This window comes from Janibacter sp. YB324 (assembly GCF_014217915.1).
Lineage (GTDB): Bacteria > Actinomycetota > Actinomycetes > Actinomycetales > Dermatophilaceae > Janibacter > Janibacter indicus.
Window position 1 is genome coordinate 2,902,057 of the sequence record NZ_CP060120.1, and the last position, 25,386, is coordinate 2,927,442.

21 protein-coding genes are annotated in these 25,386 nt (G+C 70.7%); 13 read left to right on the top strand and 8 right to left on the bottom strand.

Annotated elements, in window-relative coordinates; genetic code table 11:
* Positions 1-69 precede the first annotated feature (69 nt).
* A complete protein-coding gene (locus H7A72_RS14285; protein WP_185220938.1) occupies positions 70-2,091 on the bottom strand; it encodes a cytochrome c oxidase assembly protein in 2,022 nt (673 codons plus the stop codon).
* A 74-nt stretch (positions 2,092-2,165) separates the two neighbouring features.
* Between H7A72_RS14285 and H7A72_RS14290 the strand changes: the two genes are divergently transcribed.
* Both H7A72_RS14290 and H7A72_RS14295 read left to right on the top strand, forming a co-directional pair.
* Positions 2,166-2,612 (top strand): MarR family winged helix-turn-helix transcriptional regulator, encoded by a 447-nt coding sequence (locus tag H7A72_RS14290; RefSeq protein WP_159451143.1) that lies wholly within the window; start codon positions 2,166-2,168, stop codon positions 2,610-2,612.
* Positions 2,613-2,702: 90 nt separating this feature from the next.
* A complete protein-coding gene (locus H7A72_RS14295; RefSeq protein WP_185220939.1) occupies positions 2,703-4,673 on the top strand; it encodes an FG-GAP-like repeat-containing protein in 1,971 nt (656 codons plus the stop codon).
* A gap of 359 nt (positions 4,674-5,032) precedes the next feature.
* Here H7A72_RS14295 and H7A72_RS14300 read toward each other — a convergent pair whose 3' ends face one another.
* The 3 genes from H7A72_RS14300 to pdhA are packed head-to-tail and all read right to left on the bottom strand — an operon-like array spanning position 5,033 to position 8,672.
* On the bottom strand, positions 5,033-6,433 hold the full coding sequence (locus H7A72_RS14300; RefSeq protein ID WP_185220940.1) for a dihydrolipoamide acetyltransferase family protein: 1,401 nt from the start codon (positions 6,431-6,433) through the stop codon (positions 5,033-5,035).
* Between the two features lie 11 nt (positions 6,434-6,444).
* On the bottom strand, positions 6,445-7,434 hold the full coding sequence (locus tag H7A72_RS14305; RefSeq protein ID WP_185220941.1) for an alpha-ketoacid dehydrogenase subunit beta: 990 nt from the start codon (positions 7,432-7,434) through the stop codon (positions 6,445-6,447).
* Complete coding sequence (gene pdhA / locus H7A72_RS14310; protein ID WP_185220942.1) at positions 7,431-8,672, bottom strand: pyruvate dehydrogenase (acetyl-transferring) E1 component subunit alpha; 1,242 nt, start codon at positions 8,670-8,672, stop codon at positions 7,431-7,433. Before pdhA ends, H7A72_RS14305 begins: the two co-directional genes overlap by 4 nt.
* Before the next feature lie 192 nt (positions 8,673-8,864).
* Here pdhA and hisC point away from each other — a divergent pair, with 192 nt between their 5' ends.
* The gene (gene hisC / locus H7A72_RS14315) at positions 8,865-9,944 is read left to right on the top strand and encodes a histidinol-phosphate transaminase (RefSeq protein ID WP_185220943.1); all 1,080 of its coding nucleotides are present in this window, start codon (positions 8,865-8,867) and stop codon (positions 9,942-9,944) included.
* Positions 9,945-10,044: 100 nt separating this feature from the next.
* Here the strand turns inward: hisC and H7A72_RS14320 are convergent, their stop codons facing one another.
* Together H7A72_RS14320 and H7A72_RS14325 are read right to left on the bottom strand one after the other, a co-directional pair.
* Positions 10,045-10,983 (bottom strand): endonuclease domain-containing protein, encoded by a 939-nt coding sequence (locus H7A72_RS14320; protein WP_185220944.1) that lies wholly within the window; start codon positions 10,981-10,983, stop codon positions 10,045-10,047.
* Positions 10,984-11,133: 150 nt separating this feature from the next.
* Positions 11,134-11,532, bottom strand: a complete 399-nt coding sequence (locus H7A72_RS14325; protein ID WP_072625657.1) for a phage holin family protein — start codon at positions 11,530-11,532, stop codon at positions 11,134-11,136.
* A gap of 128 nt (positions 11,533-11,660) precedes the next feature.
* Between H7A72_RS14325 and H7A72_RS14330 the strand changes: the two genes are divergently transcribed.
* The 3 genes from H7A72_RS14330 to H7A72_RS14340 all read left to right on the top strand — a co-directional run bounded on the left by H7A72_RS14330 (position 11,661) and on the right by H7A72_RS14340 (position 14,444).
* On the top strand, positions 11,661-12,395 hold the full coding sequence (locus tag H7A72_RS14330; protein ID WP_185220945.1) for a substrate-binding domain-containing protein: 735 nt from the start codon (positions 11,661-11,663) through the stop codon (positions 12,393-12,395).
* 171 nt (positions 12,396-12,566) lie between these two features.
* The gene (locus tag H7A72_RS14335; RefSeq protein ID WP_185220946.1) at positions 12,567-13,436 is read left to right on the top strand and encodes a VWA domain-containing protein; all 870 of its coding nucleotides are present in this window, start codon (positions 12,567-12,569) and stop codon (positions 13,434-13,436) included.
* 114 nt (positions 13,437-13,550) lie between these two features.
* Complete coding sequence (locus H7A72_RS14340; RefSeq protein ID WP_185220947.1) at positions 13,551-14,444, top strand: ABC transporter substrate-binding protein; 894 nt, start codon at positions 13,551-13,553, stop codon at positions 14,442-14,444.
* A 101-nt stretch (positions 14,445-14,545) separates the two neighbouring features.
* Here the strand turns inward: H7A72_RS14340 and H7A72_RS16765 are convergent, their stop codons facing one another.
* Entirely contained in the window at positions 14,546-14,725 is a 180-nt protein-coding gene (locus H7A72_RS16765) for a hypothetical protein (protein WP_223277661.1), read from the bottom strand.
* 110 nt (positions 14,726-14,835) lie between these two features.
* On the opposite strand from H7A72_RS16765, the gene H7A72_RS14345 reads away from it, so the two are divergent.
* Together H7A72_RS14345 and H7A72_RS14350 are read left to right on the top strand one after the other, a co-directional pair.
* The gene (locus H7A72_RS14345; RefSeq protein ID WP_223277662.1) at positions 14,836-15,462 is read left to right on the top strand and encodes an amino acid ABC transporter permease; all 627 of its coding nucleotides are present in this window, start codon (positions 14,836-14,838) and stop codon (positions 15,460-15,462) included.
* The gene (locus H7A72_RS14350) at positions 15,459-16,265 is read left to right on the top strand and encodes an amino acid ABC transporter ATP-binding protein (RefSeq protein ID WP_072625660.1); all 807 of its coding nucleotides are present in this window, start codon (positions 15,459-15,461) and stop codon (positions 16,263-16,265) included. Before H7A72_RS14345 ends, H7A72_RS14350 begins: the two co-directional genes overlap by 4 nt.
* A gap of 19 nt (positions 16,266-16,284) precedes the next feature.
* Here the strand turns inward: H7A72_RS14350 and H7A72_RS14355 are convergent, their stop codons facing one another.
* The gene (locus H7A72_RS14355) at positions 16,285-18,099 is read right to left on the bottom strand and encodes an NAD(P)/FAD-dependent oxidoreductase (RefSeq protein ID WP_185222413.1); all 1,815 of its coding nucleotides are present in this window, start codon (positions 18,097-18,099) and stop codon (positions 16,285-16,287) included.
* 126 nt (positions 18,100-18,225) lie between these two features.
* Here H7A72_RS14355 and H7A72_RS14360 point away from each other — a divergent pair, with 126 nt between their 5' ends.
* The 5 genes from H7A72_RS14360 (at position 18,226) to cydB (ending at position 25,386) form a co-directional block, all read left to right on the top strand.
* Positions 18,226-19,464 carry a GAF domain-containing protein gene (locus tag H7A72_RS14360; protein ID WP_185220948.1) on the top strand — a complete coding sequence of 413 codons (1,239 nt, stop codon included), beginning with the start codon at positions 18,226-18,228 and terminating at the stop codon, positions 19,462-19,464.
* A gap of 9 nt (positions 19,465-19,473) precedes the next feature.
* A complete protein-coding gene (locus tag H7A72_RS14365) occupies positions 19,474-20,745 on the top strand; it encodes an MFS transporter (protein WP_185220949.1) in 1,272 nt (423 codons plus the stop codon).
* A gap of 325 nt (positions 20,746-21,070) precedes the next feature.
* Positions 21,071-22,651 (top strand): alkaline phosphatase, encoded by a 1,581-nt coding sequence (locus H7A72_RS14370; RefSeq protein WP_084449826.1) that lies wholly within the window; start codon positions 21,071-21,073, stop codon positions 22,649-22,651.
* Between the two features lie 156 nt (positions 22,652-22,807).
* On the top strand, positions 22,808-24,247 hold the full coding sequence (locus H7A72_RS14375) for a cytochrome ubiquinol oxidase subunit I (protein ID WP_185220950.1): 1,440 nt from the start codon (positions 22,808-22,810) through the stop codon (positions 24,245-24,247).
* A gap of 14 nt (positions 24,248-24,261) precedes the next feature.
* Positions 24,262-25,386, top strand: coding sequence for a cytochrome d ubiquinol oxidase subunit II (gene cydB, locus H7A72_RS14380; protein ID WP_084449823.1), 1,125 nt, complete (start codon positions 24,262-24,264; stop codon positions 25,384-25,386).

The window sequence follows — 25,386 nt, forward strand, 5'->3', positions numbered from 1 at the left end:
GCCGGGCCCCGTCGGGGCCCGGCTCCGTCGTCGTCCGGCCTGCGCTGACGGCCGGGCTCGCGCCGTGCGTCAGTCCTCGCGGGAGAGGCCGGCCAGGTGCCTGTTGTAGGCCTCGAGCTCGGCGTCACCGTCGCGGTCGGCCGCCCGGTCGCGCCGTGCGGTCTCGCGGTCGTCCGAGCGCATCCACTGCCAGGCCACGGCGATGGCCAGCACGAGGGTCGGCGCCTCGCCCACGCCCCAGGCGATCGCGCCGCCGCGCTGCTGGTCGGCGATCGGGTCGCGCATCCACGACAGGTCGAGCCGACCGAAGAAGTCCTCGGCGAGCAGCTGCGTCGACTGGGTGAGGATGACGCCGAAGAAGGCGTGGAAGCTGATCGTCGCGAAGAGCACGACGAGCAGGGCGAGCGGCGACCACCGCTTGGGGCCCGGGTCGATGCCGATGAGCACCCAGGTGAACATGTACCCGGTGAGCAGGAAGTGCACCATCATCAGCACGTGGCCGGTGTGCGTGCGCATCGCCAGCTCGAAGAGCGGGCTGTAGTAGAAGATTGCCAGGCTGAAGAAGAAGAGCGACGCCGCGACCGCGGGGTTGGCCAGCACCCGCAGGTAGCTCGAGTGGACCGTCGCCAGGATGAGCTCGCGGGGCCCGAGAGTCTTGTCCTTGCGTGCTGGCAGGGCCCGCAGCGCCAGGGTGATCGGGGCACCCGGCACGAGCAGCAGCGGGGCAATCATCGCCACGCCCATGTGCTCGATCATGTGCCAGGAGAAGAGGATCTTGCCGTAGACGGCCGGCCCGCCCGAGGTGAAGTAGACGAAGACGACCCAGCCGAGGACCCAGCTGATCGTGCGCAGCAGCGGCCAGTGGTCGCCACGAGCCCGCAGCCGCAGGGCCCACCGGACGTAGACGACGACCGCGACGACGGCGACGGTCAGCCACAGCCAGTCGATCTGCCAGTCGCTGATCCAGCTCGTCGCGCTCGGCGGCCCGGGGTCGGGGTAGCCGGAGAGGTCGTAGACGACGGCGTTCTCCGGCGCGGTCTGGGCGGTCTCGGGGGTCGGCGTGCGCCCCACCGCCACGCCGAGCCCCACGGCGGTGGCCATGACGGCGACCTCGCCGAGCGCCAGCCGGACGAAGGCGCTGTCCTGAGGTGCGAGGGCCTTCAGGCCCGAGCCTCGAAGGGGGGATGCCCCCTGGGCGCCCGCCTCCAGTCCGGCGATGATCCGGTGGCGGTGCCACCAGCCGATGACCCCGAGGACGATCGCGGCCGCGGCCTTGAGGAGGAGCAGGACCCCGTAGCGCGAGTCGAGACCACCGAGGCCGCCGATGTTGATCCACGTGGCCAGCAGGCCGGAGAGGACGAGCAGCGCGAAGCACCACGCGGCGATGCTCGAGTAGCGCCGCACGGTCACGGCCAGGTGGGTGCCGAGCGAGGGACGGACGACGAGGAGCGCGACGAGCCCACCGATCCACACCGTCGCCGAGACGAGGTGGAAGGCTAGGGCGTTGACCCCGCTCATGTGGTCGAGGCTGGCGGCGGAGTGCCCGGAGAGGGCGAGCGGGAGCAGCGCGAGGACGGAGCCGGCAGCGGCCCAGGCCAGCGCTCCCTTCGTCCGGGCCAGCGGGGCGGCGATCGCGATGACGCCGACGATTGCCGAGGAGATGACCGCGGTGCGGGTGCTGTCCAGCTCCCAGACGAAGGCGACGAGCTGGGAGAAGTAGGTGGGGTCGGTGAGGCGCAGGCCCGCGAGGGAGGCGAAGTCGGTGAGCATCCGGCCGATGCCCGCGAGGAACCAGACGATCGCCGCACCGCCGGCCAGCTGGGCCAGGCTTTCGCGTCGGGTCGTGCGGGTGGTCTCGGGCACGAGGAAGGCGCCGAGGACGAGCGCGCCGACGGTCACGGCGGCTGCGGCGTCGTGGACGACCCGCAGCACGGGCAGCGACCAGCGGACGAAGCCACCGGGGTCGCCGAGTTCCAGCGGCGCCGCACCTCCACCGAAGGCCGTGGCCGCGACGACCGCGAGGACGCTGACGAGGCCGAGGATCCCGAGCGGGACGGAGGTGGTGCGGGGGGCGCCCGGGCTGGCTGACATGCCCTCTAATCTAGGCAACGAGTCCGGGGACCACCGCATCGTGTGCTGTCATGGACCGATCGAAGGGAGTGCCCGTGACCACGTCGTCGTCCGCAGAGCTGAGCACCAGCGTCATCCGGATGCTGCGCATGCTCCACGCCACGCGCGTGCGCGCCCCTCGCGTGCACCCCGCCGTCGAGGCGAGCCACCACTCGGTGCTCGTCGCCGTCCGCGACGCCCCGAGCAGGGTCGGCGACATCGCCGAGCGCAACCTCTCCGACGCGTCGACGGTCAGCCGCCAGGTGAGCCACCTGACCTCCCTCGGACTGCTGCACAAGGTGCCCGACCCGCAGGACGGCCGCGCCCAGCTCGTCGCGCTGACCGACGAGGGCGCTGCTCTGCTCGACGAGCTCGTGGAGCGCCGCGAGGCCTGGTTCGCCGAGCTGCTCGACGACTGGAGCGAGAACGACATCGCGGCCTTCATCGGCTACGTCGACCGCTTCTGCGACGCCGTCTCCACGGACCAGCGCCACCGCCCCTGACACCGCTGCTGACACCGGGGCAACCCGGCAGACCGGCCGGGCGTCTGCCAAGATGACGACGTCATCTGCCTCAGACCGGGGGAACCCACCATGCGTTATCGCAGTGCTGCACTCACCGCACTCGTCCTCGCGACGTCGAGCGCGCTCATCGGCTCGTCCGCCGGTGCCGCCCCCGCCGCACCGACCAGCACCGGCATCGACGTCAACTGCGAGGGCATCGGCGCCGACACCGTGACCCTCACCGGCGACCTCACTCGCGGTGGCACCGCCGAGATCGAGCGGGGCCCGTTGACCGTCGTCGGCCGCCCCGGCTTCACCGGCGAGGACGCCTCCGGCCACCAGGTCGAGGTCGCGCCCACCGGCGACGGCGCCCTGTGCACCGCCGACGAGGAGACGACGGCCAGCGCGATCGCCAAGGTGCTGCCGGCCACCCAGGCCGCCAAGGCCCCCTCCTCCGGCACGGTGACCGGGCAGCTGACCTTCACCGTCGAGGTCGACACCAGCGCCGCGGTGGCGCCGCAGGCCGCCGCCCAGGGCGACACGATGTCGACCGCCGCCGCACTCCCCTTCGAGTCGGAGCTGCGCAGCTATCTCAACTCCCGCCCCGGTGCCGTCGGGGTCGCCGTCCGCCGACCCGGCACCGGCAAGTCCTGGACCTACACCAAGGTCTCCTCCCGCAACGTCACCGCGAGCATCGTCAAGGTCCAGATCATGTCGGCCGTGATGATGAAGGCCCAGAGCGAGGGGCGCGCCCTGTCCTCCTGGGAGAAGTCGAAGATCTCCCCGATGATCCGCAACAGCGACAACGACGCGACGACGGCACTCTTCAACCACATCGGTGGCCGGCGGGCGATCGACAGCACCGCCGACCGGCTCGGCATGACGAGTACCGTCGCCGACCCCTACAACCACTGGGGCCTGACGAGCACGACCGCGGCCGACCAGGCCCGGCTCATGGAGCACTACGCCCGCCCGTCCAGCGTGCTCAGCGCGACCAACCGCATGTACGGCCTGAGCCTGATGCGCCAGATCAACTCCAGCCAGGACTGGGGCGTCACGGCCGGCCCGCCCGCCGGCAAGGTGGCGCTGAAGAACGGCTGGCTGCCGCGCACCGACGGCTGGCACGTCAACTCCATCGGCTGGGTCAACGCTGGCTACCCCGACTACACGATCGCCGTGCTCACCCACGACAACCCCGGCGCGATGAGCACCGAGGTCGCGACCATCGAGGGGGTCTCGCGCATCGTGTGGAAGAACCGCGCGAAGCTCGGCGGATCGACCACCCCCACGCCGACGACCCGCGGCAAGCGCGGTGACGTCGACGCCGACGGCAAGGCCGACCTCATGGGCATGTCGGCCACCGGCCGGATCTACCGGATGAAGGGATCGGGCACCGACTTCGGCGCGAAGAAGGTCGTCAAGTCCGGCTTCTCGGACGCCACCTGGCTGGGCACCGCCGGTGACGTCAACAAGGACAAGCGCTCCGACGTCCTCGTGCGCCGTGGCGACGGCCGGCTGCAGCTGATGCTCACGACGAGCAGCGGCGCCCTGGGCACTCCCAAGACGATCGCGACCGGCTGGGGCTCCTACACCGACATCGCCGCGGGTGGCGACGTCGACCGCAACGGCAAGCTCGACGTCCTCAACCGCAAGGTCGGCGGCGCGGTCGACCACTACGAGATGTCCGACTCCGGCAGCCTCAAGCGGATCCGCACGATGGGCAAGCCGGCCGTCTACTACCAGAACATCATGCTCGTGGCCGACGTCAACGGCGACGGCCGCGACGACCTGCGTGGCGTCGCCGCCGGCGGCCGCATGCGCACCTGGACCTCCACGGGCACCGCGTGGAAGCAGGCGAGCGCGACGAGCACCGGCTGGAGCGCCTACCGCACGGTCCTCTCCCCCGGCGACATCAACGTCTCCTCGTCGCAGCAGGACGACATCGTCGCGGTGTGGCCCTCCGGTCGCGGCCGGATGCACTACGGCACCAAGGGCGGCGGCCAGGGCACGAGCTACCGCAACATCAGCGAGGGGCTGGGCAACCTGACGTACGTCTGGTGACCCGCCGCGCGACTGCATTGCCCTACGGCAATGCAGAGTCTTGACGTCGAGAGATTGCATTGCCGTAGGGCAATGCAGAGTCCACGCGGGTCAGCTGGGTCCCACCCGCTTGTCGAGGCACCGCCCATGACGAAGGGAGGGTCCCGCCGGTTGTCGCCGGCGGGACCCTCCCTTCGTCGTATTGGTGGAGGTCCCAGCGACCGGATAGCCGGTCGCCATCACCTCAACCCACCAGCCGAGGCGCGCTGACCTCCCCTTCGCCCGCGCAGGACTGCATTGCCCTACGGCAATGCAGAGTCTTGACGTCGAGAGACTGCATTGCCGTAGGGCAGTGCAGAGTCCACGCGGGTCGCCCTGGCTCAGGCCCAGAGGAAGGCCGTGCCCGGGTCGTGGAGCAGGGCACCGACGTCGGCGAGCAGCTTGGAGCCGAGCTCGCCGTCGACGAGACGGTGGTCGAAAGAGAGCGCGAGCTGGGTGACCCAGCGCGGCTCGATCGACTCGCTGCCGTCGGCGGCGGTGACGACCCACGGCATGCGCCGCACGGCCCCGAAGGCGAGGATCGCGGCCTCGCCTGGGTTGAGGATCGGGGTACCGGTGTCGACGCCGAAGACGCCGACGTTGGTGATCGTCGCGGTGCCACCGGACAGGTCGGCTGGTTGCGTGCGGCCCTCCCGGGCGGTCCCGACGAGATCGCCGAGCGCGGCGGCCAGGTCGTGCAGCGAGAGCCGGTCGGCGCCCTTGATGTTGGGCACGAGCAGCCCGCGCGGGGTCGCCGCGGCGATGCCGAGGTTGACCTGCGGGTGCAGCACGATCTCCTGGGCCGCCTGGTCCCAGCTCGCATTGGCCTCGCCGTGCCGCCGCAGCGCGAGGCAGAAGGCCTTGGCGACGAGCAGCAGCGGCGTGACCTTGACGTCGGCGAAGGCCCGATCGCGCTTGAGCCAGTCGACCATCTCCATCATCGCGGTGACGTCGACGGTGACGAACTCGGTGACGTGCGGCGCGGTGAAGGCCGAGGCGACCATCGCCTCCGCCGTCGCCTTGCGCACGCCCTTGATCGGGACGCGCACCTCGGTGCCGGGCGCCGCGTCGAGACGCTGCGGCGCCGGCGCCACGCTCGCCGAGGGGGTCGCCCCGCGCCCGTCTGCAGACGCGGCGGCCGCGCCCTCGACGTCCGCCCGGGTGACGATCCCACCGTCCCCGGTGGGGGTGACCGACTGCAGGTCCACGCCGAGGTCCTTGGCGAGCTTGCGCACCGGCGGCTTGGCCAGGGCGCGGGTCTGCGCGCCCGTGAGCGGCTGCGCCGGGGCCGAAGGGGGTGCCGCCGCCGCTGCGGGGGCGCGCGGGGCAGCCGGGGCAGCCTGAGCGGCCGGAGCAGGCGCGGCGGGTGCCGCAGCGGCGCCGCCCGACTTGCGGGCACGCCGACGGGTGCTGCCGGCCTTGGCGCCGTAGCCGACGAGGTTGGGGCCGGAGGCCTCCTCCGCCTCACCGGCCGCAGGCGCGGCCGGCTCCGGGTCGGAGCCGGCGACCTCCACCGCGATGATCGGGGCGCCGACGTCGACGGTGTCGCCCTCGGCGACGAGCAGCTCGAGGACGGTCCCCGCGAAGGGGATCGGCAGCTCGACGAGCGACTTGGCGGTCTCGACCTCGATGACGATGTCGTTGACGGCGACGGTGTCGCCGACCTTGACCTTCCAGGTCGTCACCTCGGCCTCGGTGAGGCCCTCGCCGGGGTCGGGCAGGTTGAACTTCTTGACGGCCACGGGGACTCCTGTCAGTGCGCGAGCGAGCGGTCGACGGCGTCGAGGACCCGGTCGAGGGTCGGGAGGAACTCCTCCTCGAAGCGGCTGGGCGGGTAGGGGATGTTGTAGCCGCCGACCCGCAGCACGGGCGCCTCGAGGTGGTAGAAGCACTCCTCCTGGACCCGGGCGGCGATCTCCGCACCGAGGCCGGCGAAGGTCTGCGCCTCGTGGACGATGACGGCGCGACCGGTCTTCTTCACCGAGTCGGTGATCGTCGGCAGGTCCAGCGGGCTGAGCGAGCGCAGGTCGACGACCTCGAGGTCGCGACCCTCCTCGCGCGCGGCCTCGGCCGCCTGCAGGCAGGTCTTGACCATCGGGCCGTAGCACAGGAGCGTCGCGTCACGACCCTCCCGGACCACGCGGGCGTCGTAGAGACCGAGGTCGGGGGCACCCCCTTCGTCGATCTCGGTCTCGCCGCGCTCGTGGTAGCGGCGCTTGGGCTCGAAGAAGATCACCGGGTCGTCGGTCTCGATGGCCTGCTGGATCATCCAGTAGGCATCGGCCGCATTGCTGCACGAGACGACCCGCAGGCCGGCGGTGTGCGCGAAGTAGGCCTCGTTGGACTCGCTGTGGTGCTCGACCGCACCGATGCCGCCGCCGCAGGGGATGCGGATGACCATCGGCACCCTGAGGTGACCGAGGGAACGCGCGTGCATCTTGGCGACTTGGCTGACGATCTGGTCGAAGGCCGGGTAGACGAAGCCGTCGAACTGGATCTCGACGACGGGCCGGTAGCCACGCAGCGCCAGACCGACGGCGGTGCCGACGATGCCGGACTCGGCGAGCGGGGTGTCGAGGACCCGGTGCTCGCCGAAGTCCTTCTGCAGGCCCTCGGTGATGCGGAAGACGCCGCCGAGCTTGCCGACGTCCTCGCCCATGAGGACGACCTTGGGGTCCTTGTCCATGGCCTTGCGCAGGCCGGCGTTGAGGCCCTTGGCGAGAGAGAGGCGCTGGCCGCTCATCGGGCGTCTCCTTCCTCGGCGAAGCCGGCGTGGTAGGCGAGGAACTCCTCGCGCTCGGCGTCGACGACGGGGTGCGGCTCGGTGTACTGGTGGTCGAACATCGTCGGCAGCTCCGGGTCGGGCATCTCCTGGCAGGCCGTGCGGATGCGCTCGGCGACCTGCCCGGCCTCGGCGTCGACCGCGTCGAAGAAGGCCTGGTCGGCGTGGCCACGCTCGGTCATGAAGCCGCGCATGCGCTTGATCGGGTCCTTGTGCTTCCAGATCTCGACCTCGGCGTCGCTGCGGTACTTCGTCGGGTCGTCGGAGGTCGTGTGCGCGCCCATCCGGTAGGTGTAGGCCTCGATGAGCGTCGGGCCCTGACCGCTGCGCGCCTTGTCGAGCGCGTCCTTGGCGACGGCATAGGTGGCCAGCGGGTCGTTGCCGTCGACGAGCACGCCGGGGAAGCCGAAGCCGCGGGCGCGCTGGTAGGGCGGGATGATGAACTGCTTGTCGTTGGGCTCGGAGATCGCCCACTGGTTGTTCTGGACGAAGAAGACGACCGGGGCGTTGGTCACGGCCGCGAAGACGAGCGCCTCGTTGAAGTCGCCCTGGCTCGTGCCGCCGTCACCCGTGAAGGCCATGACCGCGCTGTCGCGCTCCGGGTCGCCGGTGCCCATGGCCCCGTCGGCCGTGATGCCCATGGCGTAGCCGACCGCGTGGAGCATCTGGTTGCCGATGACGATCGTGTAGAGGTGGAAGTTGTTTTCGTTGGAGTCCCACCCGCCGTGGTTGACCCCGCGGAACATGCCGAAGAGGCTCACCGGGTCGACGCCCCGGCACCACGCGACGCCGTGCTCGCGGTAGCCGGGGAAGGCGTAGTCGTGGGGGCGCAGCGCGCGGCCGGCCCCGACCTGCGCGGCCTCCTGGCCGAACAGGCTCGGCCACAGGCCGAGCTCGCCCTGGCGCTGGAGGGCGAAGCCCTCGGCGTCGATGCGGCGCACGAGGACGAGGTCGCGGTAGATCGTGCGCGCGTCCTCACTCGTCATGTCCTCGACGATCTGGGCGTAGGGCGCGTTGGTCGCGTTGGTCTCCAGCCGGGTGCCCTCGGCGTCCACGAACTGGACCATCTCGGGGTTGTCGTCGGAGAAGTGCCCGGCGATCTGGGACGGTGGCGTCGGCCCCATCTCGGGCGAGGGCTCGAAGGCCCCCGCCACATGTCCTCGGGTGCCGGCGTGGCCGGCGACGTCGCTGTCGCTCACGGTGTGCTCCCTTCGGCCCGGCCCGGGGGTCACCCGTCCGCGGCACTGGGGCGTCGACGTCGACGCCCCGGTCGGCTGCGGCGGGCTTGTGACCCGAGCCACAGTTCACTGGCTGGGGCCAACCTAGCGTCTCAGCAGGTGGACGCCCAAACCGGTCCCGACCCACTGCGCGAGGGGGGCTAGGGTGCGCGCATGGACACCCCGCGGCTGCGCTCCGCCCTCGACCAGGTCCCCGCCTACGTGGCCGGCAAACCGCCTGCCCCGCGTGACGGAGTGACGGTCTACAAGGTCTCCTCCAACGAAAACCCGCACCCTCCTCTCCCTTCGGTCGTGGAGGTCATCCGCGAGGCGGCTGAAGGGGTCAACCGCTACCCCGACATGGGCGTCACGGCCCTCACCGACGCCCTCGCCGCGCAGCTCGACGTGCCGCGGGAGCAGATCGCGACCGGCACCGGGTCCGTCGGCGTGCTGGCCCAGATCATCCAGTCGACGTGCGACCCGGGCGACGAGGTCGTCTACGCGTGGCGCTCCTTCGAGGCCTACCCGATCGTCGTCGCCATAGCCGGCGCCACCTCGGTCCAGGTGCCGCTGACCGACGACCAGCGCCACGACCTCGACGCGATGGCCGCCGCGATCACCGACCGCACCCGCGTCGTGCTCGTGTGCACCCCCAACAACCCGACCGGTCCGTCGGTGACCCACGCTGAGCTCGAGGCCTTCCTCGCCAAGGTGCCGCGTGACGTCCTCGTCGTCGTCGACGAGGCCTACCTCGAGTTCGTCGACGGCGAAGGGGAGGTCGACGGCCTCTCCCTTCGTCGCGAGCACGGCAACGTCATGCTCCTGCGCACCTTTTCCAAGGCCTACGGCCTCGCCGGGCTGCGGGTCGGCTACGCCGTCGCGCCGGAGCCGGTGGCCGAGGCGCTGCGCAAGACCGCGACCCCCTTCGGCGTCAACCTCATCGCCCAGGCCGCGGCGATCGCCTCGCTCGAGGCCAAGGACGAGCTCGACGTGCGGGTCAAGGAGATCGTCGCCGAGCGCGAGCGGGTGCTCGCCGCCCTCGCCGAGGCGGGCTGGCAGATGACGCCGAGCCAGGCCAACTTCGTGTGGTTCCCGCTCGGCGAGCGCACGGCCGACTTCGTCGCGGCGTGCACCGAGGCGGGCCTGTCGGTGCGCCCCTACGGCACCGACGGCGTGCGGGTGACGATCGGCGAGACCGAGGCCAACGACCGACTCATCGAGGTGGCCCGGGAGTTCCTGGGCGCCGCTTCCTGACACCCGTGGACTCTGCATTGCCCTACGGCAATGCAACCTCTCGACGTCAAGCCTCTGCATTGCCGTAGGGCAATGCAGTCTCACCCGGTCGAAGGGCAGTTCAGCGGGCCTCGGCCACGGCGACGGCTTCGGCGATCCGCCGCAGGATCGTCGAGGGGTCGTCCAGGTCGGCCCAGCCCAGTCGCACGAAGACCCACCCTTCGGCCTCGAGGGCCGCCTGCCGCGCCAGCTGGTCCAACATCACCTCGGGGCCGGTGTACTTGCCCTCGCCGTCGAACTCGATGGCGACCTTGTACTCACGCAGCGCGAAGTCCAGCCGGAACCTGCGGCCGCCCGCACGCACCCACAGCTGCGGCTCGAACTCCCAGGACCCTTGCCGCAGGATCACCGCGGTGAGGGTCTCGCCCGCCGACTCGTGGCGCGGATCGATGTCCGCCAGCCACGCTCGTGCACGGTCGATGCCCGTGGATCCCGCGTGCGCCTTCAGCGACGCCGCGATGTCCTCCACGGTGCACATACCCTGGGCCACGGCGAAGTCCGCGGCCACGAGGGCGCCCGGCGCGCTGTTGATCGCGGCCATCCCGACGATCGCCGTCGCGGGGTCCACGACGCGCACCGCGCCGCCCACCAAGGGGACGTCGACGTCACGGCAGGCTCCCCCCTTCGCCGCGTACTCGCTGACGCGCACTCCCGTGCGGGTCCGGCCGTGACCAGAACCGGCAGTCGCGATCTCCACGGTGGCCAGATCGCACCGGGCGATCGGCAGACCGAGCAACAGGGCCGCCGAGACGCGGCACGCGGCTGCCCCCTCCCCGAGGAGCCGCAACCGGGCGACCGTCCTCAGGACGTGCCGCTCGTCATCGGTCGCGTCCACCAGGCAGGAGTACCAACCGGGCGCGACGCGCCAGACCTGCTCGCGACGGATGAGGGCGGTCAGGTCGTGCCCGGAGATCCGCGCCTCACGGGCCTGCTCGGTCGTGAAGAGCGGGAGGCCGCGGAAGGCGGAGAGGTCGACGTGTCGCGCGATGACGGGTGCCATGCGACCACGTTGGTCGAATCACCGACCCGAGTCCCGGAGTTATCCACAGTGAGGCTGGTTGAGCCCCGCCAACTCTGCATTGCCCTACGGCAATGCAGAGTCTTGATCTCGAGAGAGTGCATTGCCGTAGGGCAATGCAGAGTCCGGGGGTCAGCGGTCGAGGTCCTCCTTCTCCGGCAGGACCCAGTTGAGGATCATCGAGACGATCGTGATGACGAGGGCGCCGATGACCGCGTCCCACCAGAACTCGGTGATCTCGAAGTCCAGGCCCAGCGGCGAGGAGATCCACTCGGTGAGCTGGAGCAGGAAGGCGTTGACCACGAAGGTGAACAGCCCCAGCGTCAGGACGATGAAGGGGAAGGTCAGCACCTTGGCGATCGGCTTCACGACCGCGTTGACGACACCGAAGATCAGCGCAACGAGCACGATGGTCGCGAACTTCGAGGCGAAGGTCGCGTCACCGTCGGCCAGGTGGATCCCGTCGATGAGCCACGCGGCGACCCACAGCGCGACGGCGTTGACGCCGGTCCGGATGAGGAAGTTGGTCATGGGCCCAGCATGGCAGCACACGTGACCGTGGGCACAGGACCCGCCCGACGGGCGGCGGCTGTGGTCCCCTAGTGGGTCATACTTGACCGGCCGGTAGCGAGGGAGCACCGGCGATGGAGGAGAGACGGATGAGCGACGGCCGCCCCGGACGACGGCACGACCTGTGGGACGAGGACGACGACCTCGGCACCACCTCGGGCCCAGCCGACACCTCGGCCGCAGCCGGGAGCGCCGCTGCGGCGACCCCGACGAAGGGGGACGAGCCCGCCCCGTCGAGGCACTCCCGTCGCCGGGACGAGGCCGCGAGCAAGCGCAAGCGCTGGCTGCTGCCGATCGCTGCCCTGCTCGTGCTGGCCCTGTGCGGCGGTGGCGCCTTCGCGGCCTTCGGCCGCGGCGGCGACGACAGCGCGTGCGGCGGCGACGCCCTCACCGTCGCCGCGACCCCCGAGATCGCCGATGCGCTCGAGGACGCCCTGGACAAGGTGCGCGAGCAGGACGAGTGCGCCAACTTCGACGTCTCGGCCACCTCGGCCGCCGACGCCGCCCAGGGCATCAACGACGGCACCGCCCCCGACGTCTGGATCCCCGACAGCTCGACGTGGATCGACGCGGTCGACCCCAGCAACAGCACGGGCCAGTGGCTCGAGGGCCAGTCGATCGCCTCCTCCCCCGTCGTCCTCGCGACGAGCGACGAGCAGAAGAGAACTCCCGCACCGGCTTCACCTCGTGGTCCTCGCTGCTCAACCAGGACGGTGGCCTGCGCATGGCCAACCCCGACTCCGACACCGCGAGCCGCCTGGCCTTCCACGCCAGCCGCATCGGGCAGCCCGGTCGGATCGGTCTCGACACCGGCAAGCGACTGATCTTCATGTCGCGCTTCGCTGCGCCGTCGATCGACAAGCTCCTCGACGACTACGCCGCCGACCCGAGCAAGACCCAGCCCTTCCCCGCCTCCGAGCAGCAGATCGCCGCGTGGAACGCCGACAACGGTGACGCCTCCCCCCTTCGCGCGGTGATGCCGAAGAAGGGGGACGTTGACGCTGGACTACCCGTGGATCACCAACCCCGAGCTCGCCGGCGACGAGCTCAAGACCGCCGACCGGGCCCGCACCGAGCTGGGCTCGCTCGAGGTGCGCGAGGCCCTCACCGAGGCCGGCTTCCGCGACTCCAACGGACAGGGCGGCCCCGAGATCGACGGTGCCACCCCGCCGAAGCTCACCGAGCTCGAGCCGCTCAACCGCAACGAGCGGATCTCCGCCGTCGAGCAGTGGGACGTCATGCGCACGGACATGCGCATGCTCGCGCTCGTCGACGCCTCCGGCTCGATGAAGTGGGACAGCCCCACGCCCGGCGAGACCCGGTGGGACGTGACGAAGGGGGCGCTCACCCAGGGCGCCGACATGCTCCCCGCCGGCAGCCAGGTCGGCGCGTGGGTCTTCAGCAGCGACCGCGGCAAGGGCAAGGACTACGAGGAGCTCGCGCCGGTCCAGCGGCTCGACGCCGCCGCCGGCTCCGGCTCCCACCGCGACCGGCTCAAGCGGATCGTCGCGGGCAGCGACAAGCTCGTCGAGGGCGACACCGCGCTCTACGACTCGATCTGGGCCGCCCACCAGCAGATGGTCGAGGAATACGACGACGACTACGTCAACTCGATCGTCGTCTTCACCGACGGCGAGAACGACGACCCCAACGGCGGCCTCTCGCTCAACCAGCTGCTGAGCAAGCTCGACACGTCCTACGACCCGAAGCGGCCGGTCCGGGTCATCACCATCGGCATGGGCGAGGCCAACCCCACGGCCCTGCAGAAGATCGCCGACGAGACCGGCGGCACGAGCTACATCGCCGAGACGCCCGACGACATCGAGCGGGTCTTCGTCCAGGCGCTGCTGGCGCGCCGCGGCTGAGTCACGAGACGGTCAAGGTCGCGGCGGGGCAGTCCCCGCCGCGACCACCGTGGTGGCACCATGGCCCGCACCGGGCACGCACCCAGTGCCCCACTGCTCGATGGAGGATCCACCATGCGCCGCGCCCACGTCGCTCTCTTCGCCTCGCTGACCCTCGGGGTCAGCGCCCTCACGGCCTGCGGGTCCGACTCGCTCGAGGGCTCCGACTCCGGCGGGGGCGGCGAGACCACCTCGGCGGCCGAGGTCGAGGTCGACGACGCCGTCGCCGAGCTCGTGCCAGAGGACATCAAGAGCAAGGGCACGCTCAACATCGGCTCCGACGCCTCCTACGCGCCCAACGAGTTCCTCGGGGACGACGGCAAGACCGTCGAGGGCATGGACGTCGACCTCTTCGACGCGGCCGCCGCCAAGATGGGCCTGAAGACGAAGTGGAGCAATGCCTCCTTCGACTCGCTCATCCTCGGTGTCTCCTCGGACAAGTACGACGTCGCGGTCAGCTCCTTCACGATCAACGACGAGCGCAAGAAGCAGGTCAACATGATCAGCTACTTCGACGCCGGCACCCAGTGGGTCACCGCCAAGGGCAACCCCGGCAAGGTCGACCCCAAGGACCCGTGCGGCGCGACCGTCGGCGTGCAGAAGGGCACCGTCCAGTTCGACGAGCTCGAGGAGCTCAACAAGAAGTGCGACGACAAGATCAAGATCGTCGTCGAGCAGGAGCAGTCCAAGGTCACCGCGAGCCTCGTCTCCGGCAAGACCGAGGCCATGGCCGCTGACTCCCCGATCAGCCTCTACGCCGTCAAGCAGCAGGGCGAGGAGCTCGAGGCCCTCGGCGACATCTACGACTCCGCCCCCTACGGCATCGTCATCCCGAAGGACCAGGAGGAGTTCGGCGAGGCCATCGCCGCCGCCTTCGAGTCCATGAAGGAGGACGGCACCTACGAGCAGATCCTCAAGGACTGGGGCAACGAGTCCGGCGGCATCGACGAGTTCGCCGTCAACCCCTGATGTCCGGCACGAACGACGCGGCGGTCCCCCCTTCGGCAGGCGAAGGGGGGACCGCCCCCGTGTCCGAGGACGCCGGCCCCCATCGACGCCGTCCCGGTGCGTCACCCGGGTCGGTGGGTGGCCCTAGTGGTCATCGCGGTGATCTTCGCGATGATGATCTCCAGCTTCGTCACCAACCCGCGGTGGGACATCCCCTTCGCGCTGCAGGTGATGAACTTCAACCCGGTGCTCGAGGGGCTGCTCAAGGGCACGATCATCGCGACGATCGGGTCGATGATCATCGGCGTCAGCCTCGGCATCGTCATCGGCGTCATGCGGCTCTCGGACAACCCGGTGCTGAAGTTCGTCGGCTTCCTCTACACGTGGTTCTTCCGCGGGATCCCCGCGCCTGGTGCTCGTCACGCTCTTCGGTACCGGCATCGGCTACCTCTATCCGCGCTTCGACATCGGGCCCTTCCCCTTCAGCCAGCAGCTCGCCGGCTACCTCGGGCTGAGCAGCGACCTCACCCTCTTCACGCTCAACGTCAACCAGATCAGCACGACGCTCATCTGGGGCATCATCGCGATGGGTCTGTCCGAGGCGGCCTACATGGCCGAGATCGCCCGCGCCGGCATCATGTCGGTCGACGAGGGCCAGCGCGAGGCCGCCGCGGCCCTGGGCATGAAGCCGAGCCTGTCGATGCGTCGCATCGTCCTGCCGCAGGCCATGCGGGTGATCATCCCGCCGACGGGCAACGAGACCATCGCGATGCTCAAGGACACCTCGCTCCTGGTCGCACTACCGCTGGGCACCGAGTTGTTCAACCAGACCTCGATCATCGGCAACCGGACGCTGAAGATCATGCCGACGCTCGTCGCTGCGTGCGCCTGGTACCTGATCCTCACGTCGCTGCTCATGGTCGGGCAGTACTACCTCGAGCGGCACTTCGGTCGCGGCTACGGCAACACCCGCACGCAGACCAAGGACGACACCACCCGCACCCGCCTCATGGGCCTGACGATCGGAGGCGGCAAGTGAGCCAGCCACTCGTGCGCGCGGTGCAGGTGCGCAAGTCCTACGGCAGCAACGAGGTGCTCAAGGGCATCGACATGGAGGTCTCCCCCGGTGAGGTCGTCTGCCTGCTCGGGCCCTCCGGCTCGGGCAAGACGACCTTCCTGCGGTGCATCAACCAGCTCGAGGACATCCAGGCCGGGCGGATCTTCGTCGACGGCGACCTCATGGGCTACAAGCTCAAGGGCGAGCGCCTGCACCGGCTGAAGGACAAGGAGATCGCCGCCCAGCGCCGCGAGATCGGCATGGTCTTCCAGCGGTTCAACCTCTTCCCGCACATGACGGCCATCGACAACGTCATGGAGGCGCCGGTCCGCGTGCAGGGCCGATCCCGGTCCGAGGTCCGTGCCGAGGCGACCGAGCTGCTCGACAAGGTGGGCCTCGGCGACAAGGGGCACGCCTACCCCAACCAGCTCTCCGGCGGCCAGCAGCAGCGCGTGGCCATCGCCCGGGCCCTGGCGATGAAGCCCAAGCTCATGCTCTTCGACGAGCCGACCTCGGCGCTCGACCCCGAGCTCGTCGGTGAGGTCCTCGAGGTCATGCGGGACCTCGCCGGTCAGGGCATGACGATGATCGTCGTCACCCACGAGATGGCCTTCGCCCGCGACGTCGCCGACCGGGTCGTCTTCATGGACGCCGGCGTCGTCGTCGAGCAGGGCAAGCCGAGCGAGGTCATCAACAACCCGCAGCACGCCCGGACCAAGGACTTCCTGCGGCGGCTGCGTGCCGAGCACGAGAAGGTTGCCGAGGCGGTCGCCGACCTGGGGTGAGCGACCGCCTCGGCGAGGCTCACCCGAGGTGGTGCACCGGGGCCAGCGCGTGGACCGGGGTGTCGAGGCCCTCGTAGCGCGCCTTGAGCTGGAGCGCCAGGTAGAGCGAGTAGTGCCGCGACTGGTGCAGGTTGCCGCCGTGGAACCACAGGTTCTCCTGCTGCGTCGGCTTCCACATGTTGCGCTGCTCGCCCTCCCACGGCCCGGGGTCCTTGGTCGTCTCGGAGCCGAGGCCCCACACCTTGCCGACCTTGTCCGCCACCTCTTGGCTGATGAGGTCGGCGGCCCAGCCGTTCATCGAGCCGTAGCCCGTCGCGTAGACGACGAGATCGGCCTCGAGCTCGGTGCCGTCGGCGAGGACCACCGCGTCCTCGGTGAGGTGGTCGAGCTGGCCCTTGACGAGCTTGACGCTGCCGTCAGCGACGAGCTCGGCCGCGCCGACGTCGATGTAGTAGCCGGACCCGCGACGTAGGTACTTGAGGAAGAGCCCCGAGCCGTCGTCACCGAAGTCGAGGTCGAAGCCGGCCGCCTCGAGCCGCGCGTAGAAGTCGGCGTCGACCTGCTTCATCTTGTCGTAGAGCGGGATCTGGAACTCGTGCATGATCCGGTAGGGCAGTGACGCGAAGACGAGGTCGGCCTTCTCCGTCGTCATCCCCGCCGCGAGCGCCCGCTCGGAGTAGAGGTCACCGAGACCGATCTCCATGAGGCTCGCGCTCCTGACGATGTGCGTCGACGAGCGCTGCACCATCGTCACGTCGGCTCCGTGCTCCCACAGCGCGCCGCAGATGTCGAAGGCCGAGTTGTTGGACCCGATGACGACGACCTTCTTGCCGGCGTAGGCGTCCGGGCCGGGATGCCCGGACGAGTGGTGCTGCTCGCCGCGGAAGACGTCCTGCCCCGGGACGACCGGCACGTTGGGCTTGCCGGACATGCCGGTGGCCAGGACGAGTTGGGTCGGGTGGAGCGTCATCGGCGTGCCGTCACGCTCGATCTCGACGGTCCACTCCCCCTTCGCCTCGTCGTAGCTGGCGCTCTTGACCGTCGTGGAGCCCCAGTAGGGCACCTCCATGATCTTCGTGTAGCTCTCCAGCCAGTCACCGATCTTGTCCTTGGGGGCGAAGACCGGCCAGTTGTCGGGGAACTTCAGGTACGGCAGGTGGTCGTACCAGACCGGGTCGTGGAGGCAGAGGGACTTGTAGCGCTGTCGCCACTGGTCACCGGGCCGCTCGTTGCGGTCGAGCACGAGCGAGGGCACCCCGAGCTGGCGCAGCCGGGCGCCGAGGGCGATGCCGCCCTGCCCGCCGCCGACGACGAGGACGTAGGGCTGGGTGCTCACGCCCATCGCCGCGTCCTCGGCTTCGCGCTTCTCCTTCCAGCTGAGGCGCTGGGGGTCGACCCCGTGCTCGGCCCCCTTCGGCCGGTACTCGCCGCGCGGCTCCTCGTGGCCCTTGAGCTCGTAGAGGGTCGTGAGGAAGGTCCAGGCGCGGTCCTCGCCGTCCTCGGTGACGAGCCGGGCGAGCCCGCGGCCGCGGCCGACCGCGGTCTCGAAGGTGAACCAGGCGGTGATCACCCCGTCCTCCTCGGTCGCCTCCTCCGAGAGGGCGAAGCTGCGAGCCGCGGTCGCACGCGCCGTGCTCTCGAGCAGCTCGCTCACCCCCTCCCGGTGCTCGACGGTGGTGAGGTTCCACGAGAAGGCGACGAGATCTCGCCAATAGCTCTCGGTGGCGAAGAGATCTGCGGCAGCCGCCACGTCCTGCGCCGTGAGGGCCGCCTCGAGGGCACCGAACCAGGCCGTTGCCCGCTCGGTCGCCGTCGTCGTCTGCTGCTCGGTCATCTGGGTCACGATCCGCTCCTTTGCGTTGTACCGTGACCCACACAACTCCGGCAGCGGCGCCGGGCGACAGGGTTGCATGACGTTGCATCCCTCCCGCTCCCCCCGCCGTCGGGTGAGGAGCGAGCCATGGAACCGAGCGAGCGGGAGCGTGCGCGGCAGCGCGACGCCCACCTCGGCGCGTGCTCGAAGGGCGATCCCCCCGGCCGCGCGGACGTCATCGCGTCGTGGCGAAGGGTGAGCGCCGCGGGGGTCGACCCCGGCGGACGGCCCCGCATCGCGCCCCTCGATGAGGCCGAGGTGCAGCGCCGCCGCACCCACCACGGGCTCGACCGCATCACCTCCGAGCTCACCCCCTACCTCCAGTCGGTCGTCGACGGCGGCCACCTCGTCGTCGTCACCGACGCCGACGGGCACGTGCTGTGGCGGATGGGCCGCCCCGGGGTGCGCCGCTTCGCCGACGACCTCGGCTTCGTCCCCGGCTCCGAGTGGACCGAGGGCAATGTCGGGACCAATGCCATCGGCACCGCCCTCGTCCTCGGCGAACCGGTGCACATCCAGGGCTCGGAGCACTTCGTCGAGTCACACGCCCGGTGGGGGTGCTCCGCCGCTCCGCTGCGCGACCCGTGGACCGACGAGGTCGTCGGGGTCGTCGACATCAGCGGTCCGCGCACGGCGATGCACCCGAGCGTGCTCGCGACCGCGGCCATGGCCTCCCGGCTCGCCTCGATGGAGCTGCTCGAGCGGCACCGCCGCTCCCTCGAGGAGCTGCGCACCGGGTCGGGCCACGTCCTCACCCGCGTCAGCAGCCCTGCCGCCGTCGTCGACCGCGCCGGGCACGTCGCCGCGACCTCCGGCCTGCTGACCCAGCGGCGGGTCGCCCTTCCCGACGACCTCCAGCCCGGCGTCGTCCACCTCGCCGGGCTCGGCGACGTCGTCGTCGAGCCGTTGCCCGGCGGCTGGCTGCTGCGCGGCGGGCCCGCCGAGGGCCCGCTCGCGCCGCGGGCCGTGCTCGACCTCACCGCCGAGCCGAGCATCGAGGTGGTCGCCGAGTCCGGCGCGTGGACACGGCGGCTCACACCCCGCCACGCCGAGCTGCTCCTCGCGCTCGTCGGCGCGGGCGACACGGGGCTGAACGCCGCGGCCCTCGCCGACGAGGTCTTCGCCGACCCGAGCCGGGTCGTCACGGTCCGCGCCGAGATGTCCCGGCTGCGGCGGGTACTCGGCGGGCTGCTGCTCGCGCGCCCCTACCGAGTCGCCCCGACCGTCGACCTCGAGGTCCGGTGGCCGGCGAGCGGGACGCAGTTGCTGCCCGGAGCCAGCGCCCCCGTCGTCATCCGTGCGCGGGGGGCTCTGGCGCGGGCGTAGGGTGACGCGGTGCGTCGCCTCCGGGGCCTGCTGGCCGACACCCGTCCCCTGCAGGTGCCGGCATACCGGCGACTCTTCACCGCCCAGATCGTCACGGTCATCGGTGCACAGCTGACCGTCGTCACGGTGCCCGCGCAGATTTACTCGATGACCGGCTCGAGCGCCTACGTCGGGCTGACCGGCATCTTCGGGCTCGTGCCGCTCGTCGTCTTCGGGCTCTACGGCGGCTCCTTGGCCGATCACTTCGACCGGCGCCGGATCCTCACCGTGACGACGTGGGGCCTGATCATCACCTCGGCGCTCTTCTTCGTGCAGGCCGCGCTCGGCAACACCAACGTCTGGCTGCTGCTCGCGATCTTTTCCCTGCAGCAGGCCTTCTTCGCGGTCAACCAACCGACCCGCTCGGCGGTCCTGCCACGCATCGTGCCGGCCGAGCTCCTCCCTTCGGCCAACACGCTCAACATGACGGTCTTCACCGGCGGTGCCATCGCCGGCCCGCTCGTCGGTGGCGCGCTCATCCCCGTGCTCGGCTTCTCCTGGCTCTACCTCGCCGACACGATCTGCCTCTTCGCGACCCTGTGGGCGGTCATCTCGCTACCGCCGCTGCCGGTCGAGGCGGTCGCCGGGTCGACCCCGGGGCTGCGGTCGGTGCTCGACGGATTCGTCTACCTCGCCGGGCACCCGGTGCTGCTCATGTCCTTCGTCGTCGACCTCATCGCGATGGTCTTCGGCATGCCGCGAGCGCTCATCCCCGAGATGGCGCACCTCGACTTCGGCGGACCGGTCGACGGTGGGCTGGCCTTCGCGGTGCTCTTCGCCGCCATGCCCGCCGGCGCCTTCCTCGGCGGGGTGATGTCCGGGTGGGTCTCGCGGGTGGAGCGGCACGGCCTGGCCGTCATGGTCGCGATCCTCGTGTGGGGTGGCGCGATCACCGGCTTCGGCATCGCGGTCGCCCTCGCCGACGGGTCGGCCGGGCTGTGGCTCGCCGTCGCGGTCGTCTTCTTCGCCGCGGGTGGCGCGGCCGACGTCGCCTCCGCGGCCTTCCGCTCGACGATGCTGCAGAACTCGGCGACCGATGCGATGCGCGGCCGGCTCCAGGGCGTCTTCATCGTCGTCGTCGCCGGCGGTCCGCGCGTCGCCGACGTGCTGCACGGGCTCGTCGCCGGGCAGATCGGCGCGGCCACGACGACCATCGTCGGCGGCGTGCTCGTCATCGTCCTGACGCTGCTCGCCTCGGCGCTCGTGCCGGCCTTCGCGAAGTACCGGGTGCCGCGGGCCTGAGGGGTCTCGAGGCTCGCAAGCTCGCACCTCGACCAGCGGAAGGGGGACGGCTCGCAAGCTCGCACCTCGACCAGCGGAAGGGGGACGGCTCGCAAGCTCGCACCTCGACCAGCGGAAGGGGGACGGCTCGCAAGCTCGCACCTCGACCAGCGGAAGGGGGACGGCTCGCAAGCTCGCACCTCGACCAGCGAAGGGCGCTCGACCAACCGCGGGGACAAGCCTGACCATTGCCTGACCGGACCTTCATGCGTGGACCACGTTGCAGGGCAGGCTGGTTCACGAAGGGGGGCTGCTGGGTTCACCCGGCGTCGACAGGCTGCAGGTCATGACCCTGAGTCGACGCCACGTCCTCGCCGGCGGCATCGCCGCCGGCGCCACCACGATCGCCATCTCCCCCGCCTCGGCGGCCCCGCTCCTGACCGCTGCGGGACCGGTGCGGACCTCCCCCTTCGCGCTGGGTGTCGCCTCGGGCGACCCGACGCCCACCGGCGTCGTCCTGTGGACCCGTCTGGCGGTCGACCCGCTGGCCCCCGACGGCAAGGGCGGCATGCCGAGCCGCGACATCACGGTCCAGTGGGAGGTCGCCGACAACGACCGGATGCACCGCCCCGTCGCCCGGGGCGCCGTCCGCGCCCGCACCGCCGACGCGCACAGCGTGCACGTCGAGGTCGAGGGCCTGCGGTCCGGCCGCGAGTACTGGTACCGCTTCCGCGTCGACGGCCACCTCAGCCCCGTCGGCCGCACCCGCACCGCCCCGCGACGCGACGAGATGCCGGCGACGCTCGCGATGTCCGCGGCCAGCTGCGCCAACTGGGAGGCCGGCTTCTTCACCGCCTACCGCTACCTCGCCGACGACGCGCCGGACCTCGTGCTGCACCTGGGCGACTACCAGTACGAGGGCAAGGGCACCACCAACCCGGCCGCGCCGCGGGTCCACGCGGGCAGCGAGACCGTGACGCTCGAGGGGTACCGCCTGCGTCACGCGCAGTACAAGACCGACCCCGACCTGCAGACCGCCCACGCGATCGCCCCGTGGCTCGTCGTCTGGGACGACCACGAGGTCGACAACAACTGGGCCGCCGGTGTCCCCCAGGACGCCAAGGCCCCGGAGTGGAACGACACCCCCGAGCGCTTCCTCGCCCGGCGGGCCAATGCCTTCAAGGCCTACTACGAGAACATGCCGCTGCGCCGCTCCTCGATCCCCCGCGGCTCCGACATGCAGATCTACCGGCGCCTCGGGTGGGGCCGGCTGGCGAGCTTCCACATGCTCGACACGCGCCAGTACCGCGACGACCAGGCCTGCGACGACGGGTGGGACACCAACTGCGCCGGCGCACTCGACCCGAGCCGCACGATCACCGGCTCCGCTCAGGAGCAGTGGCTGCGAGAGGGCTTCTCCCGCAGCGGTGCCCGCTGGGACTTCCTCGGCCAGCAGGTCTTCTTCGCGCAGCGTGACGGCAAGGTCGAGCAGGAGCTGCTCCACACGAGCAATGACGCCTGGGACGGCTACGTCGGCTCGCGCGACCGCGTCACCCGCGCCTGGATGGACGCCGGCGTGCGCAACCCCGTCGTGCTCACCGGTGACGTCCACAAGCACTGGGCCGCCGACGTCAAGACCGACTACGCCGACCCCGACGCACCTGTCGTCGGCACCGAGCTCGTCGCGTCGTCGATCACCTCCGGCGGCAACGGCAATGCCGCGTGGTCGGACCCGATCATGGAGTGGAACCCGCACCTGCGCTTCTCCGGCGACCTGCGCGGGTACCTGCGCACGACGGTCACCCCGGACGGGCTGCGGGCCGACTTCCGCTCGGTCGACCGGGTGACGACCCGCGGCGGGGCCGTGGCGACCCAGGCGAGCTTCGAGGTCGCGGACGGGCAGCGGGGGCTGCGGCCCGTGGGGTGAGTCGCAGGGAGGGCGAAGGGAGGTCCCGCCGCACCTCGCGGCGGGGTCTCCCTTCGTCCGTCTGGGTCTCAAGGCTCCTTCGTCGCACCTCGACCAGCGAGGGAGTAGCATCTACTACGTCATGTCGTATTCATCGACGTAGTAGAAGGAACCTGGATGGACGTCCTCGACCTCGCACGGTGGCAGTTCGCGATCACCACCGTCTACCACTTCTTCTTCGTGCCGATCACGATCGGGCTCTCCGCGATCGTGGCCTGGTACCACTCGCGGTGGATCCGCACGCGCGACGAGGGCCACCTGCGGATGGCGAAGTTCCTCGGCAAGCTCTTCACGATCAACTTCGCCCTCGGACTGGTCACCGGCATCGTCCAGGAGTTCCAGTTCGGGATGAACTGGAGCAGCTACAGCCGCTTCGTCGGTGACATCTTCGGCGCGCCGCTGGCCCTCGAGGCGCTGCTCGCCTTCTTCCTCGAGTCGACCTTCCTCGGCCTGTGGATCTTCGGCTGGGGCCGCATCCCCGAGCGCCTGCACGCGGCCTGCATGTGGATCGTGCACGTCGGCACCCTGCTGTCGGCGTACTTCATCCTCGCCGCCAACTCCTTCATGCAGCACCCCGTCGGCTACCGGATCAACCCCGAGACCGGTCGCGCCGAGATGGCCGACTTCGTCGCGATCCTCACCAACGAGGTCCAGCTCGTCGCCTTCCCCCACGTCATCACCGCCTGCTACCTCGTCGGCGGCGCCCTGGTCATGGCCGTCGGGCTGCACAAGCTGCGCCGGACCGTGACGCAGGGGGGACCCGACGCCGACCGCAGGATGTACCGCCACGCGGCGCGGCTCGGCGCCGTCGTCGTCCTGCTCGGCGGCCTCGGCGTGGCGATCAGCGGCGACCTCCAGGGCAAGGTCATGACCGAGGTCCAGCCGATGAAGATGGCTGCGGCAGAAGCCCTCTACGACACCCCGCCCGAGGGCGAGTGCGCCCCCTTCTCCGTCCTGACCGTCGCCGACCTCGGCGGCGAGGACCCCAAGCACGTCATCGAGATCCCGTGCCTGCTCTCCTTCCTCGGCACCGGGAGCTTCGACGGTGAGGTCCGGGGCATCGCCGACCTCGAGGCCGAGTACCGCGAGAGCTTCGGCGACGACGAGCTGACGCAGGCCGAGACCTACATCCCACCGATCGCCATGACCTACTGGAACTTCCGCCTGATGATGGCCACCGGCTTCTTCGCCATGGCCGTCGGCGCCTGGGCACTGTGGGCCACGCGCAAGGACCGCGTGCCGATGCAGCGCTGGGTCTTCCCGATCATCGTGCTCACCCCGATCGCCACCGTCCTCGGGCACAGCTTCGGCTGGATCTTCACCGAGGTCGGGCGCCAGCCGTGGGTCGTCTTCGGCGAGATGGCCACGCACACCGCCGTCTCCCCTTCGGTCGGTGCCGCCGACGTGTGGACGTCGATGATCGTCTTCACCCTGCTCTACGGAGGCCTGGCCGTCGTCGAGGTCCGCCTCCTCCTCGCCTACATCCGCAAGGGCGCCGAGCCCTTCGAGCAGCCACGTCTCGTCGAGGACGACCAGCCGCTCGAGTTCGCCTACTGACCGGGAGCACCGACATGGATCTCATCACCATCTGGTTCGTCCTGCTGGCGGTCCTGTGGACCGGCTACCTCGTCACCGAGGGCTTCGACTTCGGCGTCGGGATGCTCCTGCCCGTGCTCGACAAGGGTTCCGGCGCCGGCGATCTCGAGGCTCGGCCGCGGACGGCCTCGCACCTCGATCAACGTGGGGGCGACAAGGGAGGCGAGGAGCGGGAGACGCGGCGGCGCACGATGCTCACGACCATCGGCCCCCACTGGGACGGCAACGAGGTGTGGCTGCTCACCGCGGGCGGCGCGACCTTCGCCGCCTTCCCGCACTGGTACGCGACGATGTTCTCCGGCATGTACCTCGCGCTGCTGCTCCTGCTCGTCACGCTCATCCTGCGCAACATGGGGCTGGAGTACCGGCACAAGCGGCACGACCGTGAGTGGGTGCGCCGCTGGGACCTGGCGATCGTCGCCGGCTCCTTCGTCGCCCCCTTCCTCGTCGGCGTCGCCCTGACCAACCTCGTCGCCGGCCTGCCGATGACCGAGCACATGATGGGCAGCACGGCCTACACCGAGTTCGACGGCAACCTGCTCAGCCTGCTCACGCCGGTCGCGATCCTCGGTGGCCTCACCGTCACGGCCGCCTGCCTGACGCACGGCGCCCACTTCCTCGCGCTGAAGACCACCGGCGACATCCGCACCCGGGCCCGGTCGGTCGCCACCCGCGCCGGCCTGGTCACCGCGGTGCTCGCCGTCGCGCTCTTCGTCTGGCTCGGCACCCAGCGCGGCACGACCGCCGCGTGGGTCGCGATGGCCCTGGCCGCCGTCGCGCTGCTCGCCGCCATCGCCGCCAACACGAAGGGGAGGGAGGGCTGGGCCTTCGTCGGCACCTCCGTGACGATCGGCCTGACGGTCGTCGCCTACTTCCTCATGCTGACGCCCAATGCCATCAACGGTCGCGGCGACAGCCCCGACCTGACCCTCGAGGCCGCGGCCAGCTCGCCGATGACCCTGACGATCATGACGTGGGCCGCCGTCGTCTTCACGCCGATCATGCTCGCCTACACGGTGTGGACCTACTGGGTCTTCCGCCGTCGACTGTCCGTCGAGCACATGCCGGTCCGCGAGCAGGCCGGCGCGGAGGCGCACTGA